Annotated in this window: 13 protein-coding genes; 2 read left to right on the top strand and 11 right to left on the bottom strand. The window is 46.5% G+C overall.

Annotated elements, in window-relative coordinates; genetic code table 11:
• Nucleotides 1-150 precede the first annotated feature (150 nt).
• From L2082_RS15740 to cbiM, 3 genes are all read right to left on the bottom strand, one after another.
• Nucleotides 151-918: a DUF4198 domain-containing protein gene (locus L2082_RS15740; protein ID WP_446011944.1), complete on the bottom strand. Its 768-nt coding sequence runs from the start codon at nucleotides 916-918 to the stop codon at nucleotides 151-153.
• Nucleotides 919-1,071: 153 nt separating this feature from the next.
• Complete coding sequence (locus L2082_RS15735; protein WP_446011943.1) at nucleotides 1,072-1,689, bottom strand: hypothetical protein; 618 nt, start codon at nucleotides 1,687-1,689, stop codon at nucleotides 1,072-1,074.
• Nucleotides 1,686-2,288 (bottom strand): cobalt transporter CbiM, encoded by a 603-nt coding sequence (cbiM, locus tag L2082_RS15730; RefSeq protein WP_446010444.1) that lies wholly within the window; start codon nucleotides 2,286-2,288, stop codon nucleotides 1,686-1,688. The genes L2082_RS15735 and cbiM overlap by 4 nt, the downstream gene beginning before the upstream one ends.
• Before the next feature lie 427 nt (nucleotides 2,289-2,715).
• Here cbiM and L2082_RS15725 point away from each other — a divergent pair, with 427 nt between their 5' ends.
• Nucleotides 2,716-2,901: an indolepyruvate ferredoxin oxidoreductase subunit alpha gene (locus tag L2082_RS15725; RefSeq protein WP_446010443.1), complete on the top strand. Its 186-nt coding sequence runs from the start codon at nucleotides 2,716-2,718 to the stop codon at nucleotides 2,899-2,901.
• 257 nt (nucleotides 2,902-3,158) lie between these two features.
• Here L2082_RS15725 and L2082_RS15720 read toward each other — a convergent pair whose 3' ends face one another.
• Nucleotides 3,159-4,274, bottom strand: a complete 1,116-nt coding sequence (locus L2082_RS15720) for a hypothetical protein (RefSeq protein ID WP_446010442.1) — start codon at nucleotides 4,272-4,274, stop codon at nucleotides 3,159-3,161.
• A 332-nt stretch (nucleotides 4,275-4,606) separates the two neighbouring features.
• Here L2082_RS15720 and L2082_RS15715 point away from each other — a divergent pair, with 332 nt between their 5' ends.
• Nucleotides 4,607-5,233 (top strand): hypothetical protein, encoded by a 627-nt coding sequence (locus tag L2082_RS15715; RefSeq protein ID WP_446010441.1) that lies wholly within the window; start codon nucleotides 4,607-4,609, stop codon nucleotides 5,231-5,233.
• An 8-nt stretch (nucleotides 5,234-5,241) separates the two neighbouring features.
• Here L2082_RS15715 and L2082_RS15710 read toward each other — a convergent pair whose 3' ends face one another.
• The 7 genes from L2082_RS15710 to L2082_RS15680 all read right to left on the bottom strand — a co-directional run bounded on the left by L2082_RS15710 (nucleotide 5,242) and on the right by L2082_RS15680 (nucleotide 10,622).
• Nucleotides 5,242-6,588: a sigma-54-dependent transcriptional regulator gene (locus tag L2082_RS15710; RefSeq protein ID WP_446010440.1), complete on the bottom strand. Its 1,347-nt coding sequence runs from the start codon at nucleotides 6,586-6,588 to the stop codon at nucleotides 5,242-5,244.
• A gap of 245 nt (nucleotides 6,589-6,833) precedes the next feature.
• Entirely contained in the window at nucleotides 6,834-7,490 is a 657-nt protein-coding gene (locus L2082_RS15705; protein WP_446010439.1) for a histidinol-phosphatase, read from the bottom strand.
• A gap of 96 nt (nucleotides 7,491-7,586) precedes the next feature.
• Nucleotides 7,587-8,942, bottom strand: a complete 1,356-nt coding sequence (miaB, locus tag L2082_RS15700) for a tRNA (N6-isopentenyl adenosine(37)-C2)-methylthiotransferase MiaB (RefSeq protein WP_446011942.1) — start codon at nucleotides 8,940-8,942, stop codon at nucleotides 7,587-7,589.
• 147 nt (nucleotides 8,943-9,089) lie between these two features.
• Nucleotides 9,090-9,887, bottom strand: a complete 798-nt coding sequence (locus L2082_RS15695) for an ABC transporter ATP-binding protein (protein ID WP_446011941.1) — start codon at nucleotides 9,885-9,887, stop codon at nucleotides 9,090-9,092.
• 63 nt (nucleotides 9,888-9,950) lie between these two features.
• Nucleotides 9,951-10,229, bottom strand: coding sequence for an XRE family transcriptional regulator (locus L2082_RS15690; protein WP_446011940.1), 279 nt, complete (start codon nucleotides 10,227-10,229; stop codon nucleotides 9,951-9,953).
• Entirely contained in the window at nucleotides 10,222-10,419 is a 198-nt protein-coding gene (locus L2082_RS15685; RefSeq protein WP_446011939.1) for a type II toxin-antitoxin system RelE/ParE family toxin, read from the bottom strand. Before L2082_RS15685 ends, L2082_RS15690 begins: the two co-directional genes overlap by 8 nt.
• A gap of 14 nt (nucleotides 10,420-10,433) precedes the next feature.
• On the bottom strand, nucleotides 10,434-10,622 hold the full coding sequence (locus L2082_RS15680; RefSeq protein ID WP_446011938.1) for a hypothetical protein: 189 nt from the start codon (nucleotides 10,620-10,622) through the stop codon (nucleotides 10,434-10,436).
• Nucleotides 10,623-11,011: the final 389 nt, after the last annotated feature.

Here is an 11,011-nt window from a genome sequence, read left to right as displayed (position 1 = left end):
CTTCAAGAGAAATTCAGGATTAAGGTTATAACAAACCAAATCAAGCATTCAATGAATCTGAAGATTGAAAAACTTCAGCGAGCCGCATGAAATGCACCTATTCAGAGGGAAAGGTGTCGTTTTTGAGTTCCACACCCTGAAGCGGGGGTGTTATTTATACTCATCCAGATAGGTCCAGAGGACTGCACCCAGCTCAACCCCTTTTTCCTCTCCGTCAGGATTTTTGATGGTATAGTCAGCCTCATTCAGTGCGGCAAAACCCCACCAACCAGATTGAGGACAGGCAAAGGTGAATACGCCGTTTTCATCGGCCTTGACCACTTGGGTGACATGGTAGTCACTGGGAGCAGTGAATTTTTTATCCTTGTTGTACAGTTCCACTTCCACCTCTGCGCCTGGAACCGGCTCGCCGTTCAACAGCACTTGGCCGGAAAAGCTGTTGCCTGCATAATTACCAAAAGGACGGGTGAGCGGCACAATTTCCGTTGCAATACCGACCGGCTTATCCCAGCCCTGATCATCACCAAAGGCCGCGATCATTGTCTTGGTATAATGGATGATAGATACATCCTCAGCCGGTTCCCAGTACGGGGTTGGCTCCATGACAAAGGTGTATACGCCAGGGCGTTTAATGGCCACCTCGGTTGTCCAGGCAGCATGATCCATGACCTTGGATTCTTTGAGGCCGGGCAGCAGGTCGGTTTTCTTGTCCCCTGCCATCATAAAGAATGCCTTGGGTGTCACCAGATCCATGCCGATCATCTCAAAAGGATGGGAAAAGGAAAGGTCTAATTGCACGGTTTTTTTCTTTGGCTCCAGAATATTCTCCGAAGGGATAACCATCCCGAAATGGGCTAAGGCCTCTCCTGTCATGCAGGTGAGAAACAGTGCGGTTGCTACGGCAGCTTTGAACTTCATCGTTGTTACTCCTTTTTTGTGTTTTTGTGTAAATAGTATACAATCACAGGTGGTTCACTTGAATCACCTGACTCCGACGTTTAAAAAGTTGAAGAGATTAAATAAGTTGTTCGTTTAAGTTGTACATATTGTGACAACAGGAGAGCAGAGGTCTTAGGTCTTATAGCTCCCTGTTGAAGTCTTTTTCTTTGCCTGAAACCAGGCCAAGAGGCCAGCCAGCCCGATGATGCAGCCTATTCCACCAAGTATGTCCTGTAAGCGAACTTTTTTTTCTTGTCTTTCAGCCAGGTCTTTTTTTATGGGAATGAGTTCCCGCTTCAGCTCCTGTCGTACGATTTCACGAACAGCCGCTGTATCCACTGTATTCATAAGCGCTGTTGAGGGATCTGCTGTGGTAGACTCTGGCCCAAGATACTCACTTGCCTCCAGAAGCCACTCACCACGATGTCCATCCCCAGAATCTGCTGAAACCAAAAGGTCAAGTTGTTGCTGAACAACCTGTTGTGGTAGGGTGAACTGGAATTCTCCCAGCGCATTGGTTTGGGTTGTCAGGACCAGGCTATGCGATTCTGCGTTCTGGACCTGGACAGTTATATTTTTGGCCTTGCGTCCTCCGTTAAAAAATGTCTCTCCGTATATTTGTCTGTCACTGCCCCAGGCGAAAACGTTCAGCTTATGTGCGTGTGCAGGTGGGGAAACCAGGAACAGCAGGGGCAATACAGCGACAAGTAGTACTGTTTTTTGTGGTGGCAAGATATGTGAGCTGTTCATGCATACTCAGGATATAGAATTTCCGGTTGAACTTTGGCAAGAAAGCCAACAGTGAACATGGTAATACATCCTTCAATAATCATAATTGGTATGTTTGCAGCAATAATGAGTTGAGCAGCAGCAGTGAATCCGGTATCAGTCAGGGCAAGAGCGCAAGAGGTTATGAATGACGCAAGAAGAATAGCCAAAAAACCGGCAATAAAAGCAGCAGCAGGCCTGGTTTTAGGGTTTTCTATCCAAGGACGGGTCAGGTAGTGGCAACAGAGTGCTGGCAGAGCCATTATTGCAGTATTCACTCCAAGAACGGCAATTCCGCCAAATTGAAAAAAAAGGGTCTGAAGAAAGAGTGCCACAAGGATAGCTGGAAATGCGGCCCAGCCGAGCATGACGCCAAGAAGTCCTATCAGCATTAAATGTACAGATCCAGGTCCAAGCGGGACATGGACAAGCCCTGCAACAAAAAAGGCGGAAGAGAGGAGGGCTACCGGCATTATCTGTTCCGGATCAATTTTTTTCAAGCCGATATAGGTGCCCAGTGTGGTTACGAGTCCGCCACTTATTAAAATTGGTACTGAAAGAATTCCTTCTGAAATGTGCATGATGAGTCCTCAGTAATATTTTTTTATTTTTTGTAACACTGAAAGCTTTGTTTACTATAAAGTAGTTTCTTTGTCAAGCTGTGGGGAAAAAATGTAATTGATGCTGCGTTTTCGCGGCCCAGCAGAGAGAAAGGATGAAGAAGAGTGGAGAAAAGGTAAGGGGATGTATTTTATTGAGTTTGGTATGTGTCAGAACATACTCCTTTTGCTCTGTTTTTTGTAAAATATAACTTCTTTTCTTCTCCGGGAAAGAAATGTTGACAGAGAAAAATATTGGACAGGGCGAGTCGTGTAAAAAAAATATTGACAGTAAAAATATTAAGGGTATCTTTGCCCAAGTCAGTACATGTTCTATTGTACATAATTAACCGTGATGGTACTTTTATAAAAGGGCTTGTGGATCAAGCCGCTACTAAGGAGAAAGACTATGTTTGAAGTAGTTGTTGACAAAGACAAATGTACAGCTTGCGAAGAGTGTATCAGTTCCTGTCCAGCAGAAGTATTTGAGATGGTCGATGGTAAATCAGATCCGGTCAACGAAGATGAGTGTCTGGGCTGTGAGACCTGCGTTGAGGTTTGCGAGGCAGGTGCTATCACTGTGACCGAGAGTTAATTGGAACTGTGTACCTGTGTACAATGGGCAACGGTGATAGCGCCGTTGCCTTTTGTTGTTCATTTCCAGCCTTTTTTCTTTTTCCTGTAGTAACTGATCGTACTGAAACCCGGTAATGTTCCTGGTTCACGGAGGATGAGACTCTGTGGATTTCTGAGGGCCTTTCGTTGTCCTGATACAAATAAAAAAAGGGCCTAGGGAAGTCATTCCCCAGACCCTTGTACTCGTGCGGTGGCACGAGTTACGAATCCGCTAAATTAGTACTGAAAACGAATTCCTACACCAAAACGTCCGTATTGAGAAATATCACTCAACTCATCAACAGCATTACGTGCCTCTAAAAAGATTGAGGCATTGAACGCGTCAGGATCGCCATAGACCCGTGCTCCAATGTTGGCCAGGATATCCAGGTCAGTATCTTCAGAGTCAATGTCATCGTCTCCAGCACTGATCCAGCCTCCAAGTCCAAGACCGATAAACCCATCAAAAGCATCAGACCAGTTGTACTGAGCAATAGCATCTATCAGAAGGGCATCGTCACCGTCAGAACCGTCCAGTTTGTGAGCAGCACCGACCATGAGCAGGTACGAGATATTTTCATACGCTGTTCCTGCATAGGGACTGTATTCAACACCTAAGCGGGCAAAGAGAAAATCTGCCGGATCGGAAAGACGCAGGTAACCGAGGTCGCCGATAAAACGTAGGGGCTCCATTGCTCCACTGGCATAACAGTTTAACTCCTGACATTCAGCAGGGCAGCCTTCGGCATAAGGATCATCTTCGCATTCAGGCGGGCAGTCGTCACAGGTGATTTCAACAGGTGTTTCCTGTTTGACAGAATCATCGGACAGACATTCTTCTGGCACATCCTGGCACTCTGTGGGGCAGTTTTCCTGATCTGGAGAACCGTCTTTACAGGAGACCGGACAGTCTGTGGGGAATTTATCACAGATGTTGCAGCCCAACTCGTCACAGACTGGTGGGCAATCCTGTCCCTCTGGATTTTCAATGCACTCGACAGAGCAGTCATCACAGCTGTAGCACTTGATATCCCGACAGATATCTGGACAGCCTTCACCATAGGGGTTGATTTTGCAATCATCTGTACAATCTTCGCAGGATTGGCATGTAACATCCCGACAGATATCCGGGCAATCTGGCAGATAGGGATTTTGTTTACACATCTCTGAGCAGTCATCACAGGTCGCTTGACATTCCGGATCCTTACAGACAGGCGGACATCCCTTGCTATAGGGATTTTCTAAGCATTCATCTGAGCAGTCGTCGCAGGTGAGGGCTCTGCCTCCAGCAAAGGCGACACCCGCCGACAGCAGGACTACAACAGCAGCCTGTGCCAATACTTTCAGTTTCATGGTTCTCACTCTCCTTGTTCTGTGAAATTAATTTCGTTGCCCGTAGGTTCGGACGCACTGCATTCTACCTGAAGAAAAAAGGTAAAATTTTTTTACTTATAATATATATAAGCTCTGTGGTGATCTCGCAACAGAAAAAAGTCAACAAGCAGCTGTAACGCCGTTTTTCAGGTGAAGAAAGAATACGTTGTAAAAAAAAAACAATTAGCTGTTGCACAGAACTTGAAAAGAACTACAGTACAGATTTGTTTCATTGAAGAATGATACCCCTTTATTGATATCCCTTTTTTTGGGGTGGGACAAAAGATGCAGTATATTTTTGAGGAGAAAACATGAAGAAATTACCTGGGATAACGTTATTGATTTGGGGAGGTTTTCTGCTCGGCCTTTGGTTGTACCCTGAAATGTTTCAACAGGATGCAATCCAATTTGTTCTAATCGTGCTTTTTTCAGTTTTTTTACCAGTCAGTTTTTGGCAGGTTGCCAGGCAAGAGAAGAAAAAATATTTTTCCTTGATTTTTTTGGGGATATTGATCGTGAATATTTTTCTTTTGGGGATGATTATTCGTGGCAACCTTATCATGCAGCAGCAGATCTCTGTTGAACTGAACAGGGGTATAGAACAGAAGCTGGCAGAATATCTGGTCACCGCAGCCACGGGCAAGCAACGGAGGATTGCAGCCCGACTCATTTATCAGCAGCATGGTGTCGTCCTGGCCTTTAAAAATGAGTCAGGCTCCTACGCCTTATACGTACCAAGCAAGGTGGATAAGAAAAAGTTCCAGGAGAATTTTTTCGCACGTAACGATCTTAAACTCAAGAGAGGGCAATTTACAGCTTCCCTGTTCACTGCTCTTGTCTTCTTTATGATCCATGTGGGCCTTTTTATCACGTTGCTGGTTTTTCTGGTGCTTTACGATAGAGGAGAAAAACACAACGACAAAGGGATACAGGCATAGGTTTGCTCCTAGACCCCATATCTTTTGAGTTTATTGAGCAGGGTTTTGCGGGTGATCTGTAAACGACGGGCTGCTTCACTGCGATTTCCATTGGTTTCCTCAAGAGTTTTCAGGATCATGATGCGTTCCGCTTCTTTCAGGGTGGATGGTTGTTCTTCTTCCTTTTTGGGATTCATGCCAGCCCAGTTTTGGACTGCCATAGGCAGGCCATCAATATCAAGATAATCTCCTCGCATCAGGATGACGCCTCGTTCTATGGCATTTTCCAGCTCCCGGACATTACCCGGCCAGGGGTAACGGTTAAGAATATCCATGCATTCCGGGGTAATGCCCTGTACCTCACGTTTGTTTCTTTTGGCAAAATTGCGCAGGAAAAAATCAGCGAGCAAGGGAATGTCACCATCACGATCACAGAGGGAAGGCATGTCCAGAGCAACAACATTGAGCCGGTAATACAGGTCTTCCCGGAAGTTACCTGCTTTTACTTCTGCTTCCAGATCCCGGTTAGTGGCTGTAATAATGCGCACATCAACAGTAATAACATCCTGGCCGCCCACCCGCTGGAGTTCATGTTCCTGAAGAACGCGGAGGAGTTTTGCCTGCATGGCCGGGGTGGTTTCCCCTATTTCATCCAGAAACAGAGTGCCTTCCTGGGCCTGGACAAAGCAGCCTTCGCGGCGACGGTCTGCGCCTGTAAAAGCACCTTTTTCATGACCAAAGAGTTCTGATTCCAGCAGGGTTTCAGAAAGGGCTGCGCAGTTTACCTTGATAAAAGGGCCTTTGCGTCGTTGGCTTTTGTAGTGCAGGGCTGAAGCAACCAGCTCTTTCCCGGTCCCGGAATCACCACTAATCAGGACAGTAGCCTCTGTGGGAGCAACCTGGATAATCATCTCCCAGAGGGTCTGCATAGGAGCTGATGTTCCAATGATCCTGCCATCCTCGCCAAAGGGTTTTTCTGACAGCTCGGTTTTATCTGGTTGTTGGCGATGCCCCATAGCAACTTCCAGGGTTTGGCGGAGTCGCGCAAAATCTATGGGTTTGGTCAGGTAATCATGGGCACCCAGCTTAATGGCCTCAACAGCAGAGTCTATTGAGGAGTAGGCAGTCATCATCACTACAGGAATTGATGGGTTAATGGCGTGGATTTGACGCAGAGCCTCAAGACCATCCAGAGGCTCCATACAGACATCCATAAGAATGACATCAAAAGGACCTTGCCGTACCGCTTCAACTGCTGTTTCACCGTCATCAGCTTCCTGACACGACCACCCCCAATCCTTCAACATGGAGTAGAGCATGTACCTGTGGACTTGCTCATCGTCTACTATTAAGATTTTGACCTTCTTTTTATTCATGGATTCAGTAAGCTGTTACAAGCCTTCTTGTTAAAGACTGATTTATTTCCGGTCCAATGACAAGCACGGTATGTGTTCGCACAAAAGAAAAATATAAAATATGATGATGTGTTATTGGCTATAAAAAATGGGTTTACCTTATAAGTTATAGTAGAAAATAAGGTGCTGTCCATAAAAAAAGGAATTTTACAAAACAATATTCTGAGAGTTCCTGAAAGGAGGTTTACGCTGAATAATCTCTTTCATTAAGCATGGAGCGAGATACTTTCCCAGTTTTTTTGCTGGGCAAGAGCAGCCAATTTCTCATCCGGATCAACAGCAACAGGTCTGTCTACCTTTTCCAGGAGAGGGAGATCATTGATGGAATCGCTATAAAAACAGCTGTCCTGTAATGACATATTATTTGCAGCCAGCCAGTTTTTCAGGCGCTGAACCTTACCCTCATGAAAACAGGGGATCCCTTCAATTTTTGTTGTGTATCGATTATTGAGGATCTGCGGTTCTGTAGCCAGTAGATGCTCTATACCAAAGGCCTGAACAATCGGTTTGGTGATAAAGCTGTTGGTCGCGGTGATGACCATGACAAGATCCCCCTGTTCCTTATGTTGGTCAACCAGAGCCTGGGCTGGCTTGTCAATCATAGGACGAATTACCTGTTCCATGAATTCTGCATGGAGCTGAGCAAGTTCTTTCATACTGCGTTCTGCCAGGGGTTGGAAACTGAACGCGGCAAATTCGTAAATATCCAGCGTGCCCTGTTTGTATTGTTCGTAAAAACGGTTGTTTTCCGCCTCATAATAGGCCTCATCAACCAAGCCTTTTGTAATAAGAAAGCGGCCCCATTCATAATCGCTGTCACCGGCGAGCAGGGTATTATCAAGATCGAAAAGAGCAAGTGCCATAAGGGGGATGTCAAAAGTTAGTTATTGAAAAGGTGTATTAACGGGTATGCCTGTGATCGCACAGCATACCGTACCGGAATCATACTGAGGTATGTGTCAGGATGCCTCTGGGGGAGCCAATTCTCCTTTGAGGGAATGTTGACCTGCACGGGTAATCGTGACCCAAGCAAGGTCCCCAGGTCGCAGGTTTGTTGGCGTAGAAAAATGAACAATATGGTTGCTGCCTGTGCGGCCCTGGGTTCCGGTGGAGGTATTGGATTCAATCATAACCTCAATCTTTTTGTCAAGGAATTCCTGATTGCGTTCCAGGCTGATTGCATCCTGGCGACTTTGAAAGTGCTGGAGTCGTTCTCCTTTAACCTGCTCTTCAACTTTATCCGTAAACTCTGCGGAGCGGGTATGCGGGCGGTCTGAATATTTAAAGGAAAAAGAACCGTGGAAGCGAACTCTTTCCAGCAGGTCCATCGTCAGGGCAAAATCATCTTCTGTTTCTCCAGGAAAACCGACTATGACATCCGTGCAAATGGCGATACCCGGGCAATAGGAACGCAGTTCCTCGACCTTTTCCAGATACAGTTCTCTGGTGTACTTGCGATGCATCCTTTTCAGCACGGCATTGGACCCGGCCTGCACCGGCAAATGAAAATGGGGGCAGAGATTGGGAAGATCCCGAAAGCATTGCATCAGTTCTGTGGAAAGATCCTGCGGATTCGAGGTGGTGAAGCGGAGCCGCTGCACACCGGGCACTGCGGCAACCATTTTAAGGAGGTCAGCAAAACCGGTTGGATTCTCCGCAACCGGATTGGTACAGCCATAGGAATTGACATTCTGCCCCAACAGGGTGATCTCCTTAACCCCACGGTTTACTTGAAGCTGAACTTCCTCCCGGATATCTGCAACGGGCCTGCTGATTTCCCGACCCCGGGTTGTTGGCACCACACAATAACTGCAATAATTATTGCAGCCCTGCATGATAGTAACGAATTTACGAAAGTCTGCGGGTTGATTCGGGGCATCATCTTTAAGTAATCTCTGGAAGGGAGGAATGGAGAACTCCTTATCAAGATTACAGGATATTTCCCTGGCCGTTTCTTTCCGCTCAAGCCGTCCAAGCATTTCCGGCAGTTGATAGAGCTGCTGGGTTCCTACCACGATATCCACATGGGGCATCCTGCGGAAAATCTGTTTACCTTCTTGCTGGGCAACACAGCCTGCCACGGCAATACGAAGTTCTGGCTGCCCCTGTTTCTGCTTGCGGAGCGAACCAAGCAGGCTGAAAACCTTTTGTTCTGCCTTGGCGCGAATGGAGCAGGTGTTGAGAATCACCAGGTCGGCATCTGTCTGGTCCGCCACCGGGATATAACCGGACTGCGCCAACAGCTGCTCCATGATCTCGGAGTCCCGCTCATTCATCTGACAGCCAAAGGTCTTTATATAAACGTGTTTACTCATTTCTTTATATGAAAATGCTCAGGGTGTTACCCTGAGCTGGTTGGATACAGCCCCTTCAGGGCTACTTTTTTTATTTCACTCTTATCGCCGGAGTGGATGTGTTGGGAATTAATGCTCTGAGTACCGAGTATACTGTTATGTTGTGGATTATTCCATGTCTTCACCGAGATAGGCCCTGATGACCTCTGGATTATTGCGAACTTGATTCGGTGTGCCTTCTGCGATCTTTTTGCCGTAATCCATAACAAAGATATGGTCGGACAGACTCATGACCAGCTTCATATCGTGCTCAATCAGGAGGATGGAAATGCCGTTATCACGGATCTCAGTGATCAGTTCATCCAGTTCCACGGTTTCCTGGGGATTCATGCCTGCTGCCGGTTCATCAAGGAGCAGCAAGGCCGGATCGGTTGCCAAGGCCCTGGCTATCTCCAGCCTGCGTTGAGCACCGTAGGGGAGATTTTTGGCAAATTCATTGGCCAGTTCAGCCAGACCTGTTTTTTCCAGCAGGGCATAGGAGCGGGCAACCACCTTTTTTTCTTCTTTAACAGTCTTCTTGTCTCGAAAAATTGCTCCCAATACCCTGGCCTTGGTTCGGCAATGACAACCGATCATCACGTTTTCCAGCACGCTCATGTCCGGGAACAGGCGGATATTCTGAAAGGTCCGGGCAAGTCCCTGTTCCGTTACTTTGTTCGGTTTTAAGCCGTTTAACCGTTTACTCTCTTGTCCCGGTGGTCTCAGGAAGAGCTTACCTGATGTTGGCTTGTAGATTCCGGTCAGGCAGTTGAAGAAGGTGGTCTTGCCTGCCCCGTTCGGCCCGATCAGGGCGGCTATCTCCCCTTGGCGGACCCGGATATTGAGTTTGTCCAAGGCCCTGATGCCACCGAACTGCATGGTCAGGTCGCTGACCTCAAGGATGGGCGTACCCTGTTGCTTGGTCATAATCTCTCGAAAAATTAAGAAACGTTGGAGGACGAAATTGCGGCATTGTCTGTCTGCTTTCTATTACGCAAATTCAATGCGTAGCCGCTTGCCGACAGCGTGTGCGGCACGTTCTAATGTTTGAAGCGTTATTGAGGTGTTTTTGGGATCAAGCAAGCGATCTAATGCAGAGCGACTTGTATTCATTTTTTGAGCCATAGCTACTTTTGATAATTTTTGCGCCTTCATTGTCTGGTTAACTTGATAAGCAATAACGCGTTTAATGGCAACAGCCTCTGTTTCAGCCAGCAGGCCCTCTTCCTCCAGAAAATCATCAAAGCTGCTTCCAATGTGTTTATTCATTTTTGTCTCCAAAAGTAGCCATGCGTTGCCGTGCAACCTTTAATTCACTTGTGGGTGTTTTTTGATTTTTTTTAATAAAACCATGAAGCAAAACCATAAGTCCGTCATGAGAAGTGAATAGAATTCTTGCTATTCGACCATCAAGTCGGACACGCACTTCCCATAGCCCCTTTCCCTGTTGCTCGGTCATGATTTCTCAAAAAATTAAGATATGTTGGAGTTTGAAATTGCACCACTGTTTTTTATTTCCATTATGACATCCAGAGGAAAACCAGTAGTTTTAGCTATAATATCAGGGGCAATACCCTCTTTAAGCAAAGCCTTTGCAACAGCGAGCCTACCTTCGTCAAACTGTGTTTTCTGGAGTTCCTCCTGATGATACTCTTCAATCATACGCGCACGTTCAGCCGGTGAAATCCGATCTTTTTGAATATGTTCAAAAAGTTTATGTATTTCCGGTATCTTATAGCTTTTCTCATCAACCTCTTCGTCTAAGGTGTCGTTAATTGCCTGTAGCCATTCCCGATAAGGTTTCGGAGTGTCGTCATTTACATATTTGGGACACAGGTAGATTATTTTATGCGGGATTTCCCGTAAAGGATGCCCGGATAAATCGTGAGGATCAAAATCTGTAATTGCAATGTCAGTTTTATACTAATGGCACGACCTTAAGTGGTTGACCACAGGATTACGCCGTTTGTCTTCTTGGTACTGTCAAACGAGGGTAGGCCTTTGGACGACGCTTCACAGCCCGCGGTTCACTGCGACCTGGTCTATTTCCT

The sequence above is a fragment of the Candidatus Electrothrix sp. genome (assembly GCF_052785085.1).
Note: the sequence above shows the minus strand (reverse complement) of the source record. Positions and strands in the feature narration are given on the sequence as shown.

What these genes read in the sequence shown, in the direction of transcription:
- L2082_RS15695 (WP_446011941.1), bottom strand. Translation starts at nt 9,887, where the DNA reads ATGACCAAGCAACAGGGTACGCCCATCCTTGAGGTCAGCGACCTGACC.
- L2082_RS15685 (WP_446011939.1), bottom strand. Translation starts at nt 10,419, where the DNA reads ATGACCGAGCAACAGGGAAAGGGGCTATGGGAAGTGCGTGTCCGACTT.
- cbiM (WP_446010444.1), bottom strand. Translation starts at nt 2,288, where the DNA reads ATGCACATTTCAGAAGGAATTCTTTCAGTACCAATTTTAATAAGTGGC.
- L2082_RS15690 (WP_446011940.1), bottom strand. Translation starts at nt 10,229, where the DNA reads ATGAATAAACACATTGGAAGCAGCTTTGATGATTTTCTGGAGGAAGAG.
- L2082_RS15735 (WP_446011943.1), bottom strand. Translation starts at nt 1,689, where the DNA reads ATGAACAGCTCACATATCTTGCCACCACAAAAAACAGTACTACTTGTC.
- L2082_RS15720 (WP_446010442.1), bottom strand. Translation starts at nt 4,274, where the DNA reads ATGAAACTGAAAGTATTGGCACAGGCTGCTGTTGTAGTCCTGCTGTCG.
- L2082_RS15740 (WP_446011944.1), bottom strand. Translation starts at nt 918, where the DNA reads ATGAAGTTCAAAGCTGCCGTAGCAACCGCACTGTTTCTCACCTGCATG.
- L2082_RS15705 (WP_446010439.1), bottom strand. Translation starts at nt 7,490, where the DNA reads ATGGCACTTGCTCTTTTCGATCTTGATAATACCCTGCTCGCCGGTGAC.
- miaB (WP_446011942.1), bottom strand. Translation starts at nt 8,942, where the DNA reads ATGAGTAAACACGTTTATATAAAGACCTTTGGCTGTCAGATGAATGAG.
- L2082_RS15715 (WP_446010441.1), top strand. Translation starts at nt 4,607, where the DNA reads ATGAAGAAATTACCTGGGATAACGTTATTGATTTGGGGAGGTTTTCTG.
- L2082_RS15680 (WP_446011938.1), bottom strand. Translation starts at nt 10,622, where the DNA reads ATGATTGAAGAGTATCATCAGGAGGAACTCCAGAAAACACAGTTTGAC.
- L2082_RS15710 (WP_446010440.1), bottom strand. Translation starts at nt 6,588, where the DNA reads ATGAATAAAAAGAAGGTCAAAATCTTAATAGTAGACGATGAGCAAGTC.
- L2082_RS15725 (WP_446010443.1), top strand. Translation starts at nt 2,716, where the DNA reads ATGTTTGAAGTAGTTGTTGACAAAGACAAATGTACAGCTTGCGAAGAG.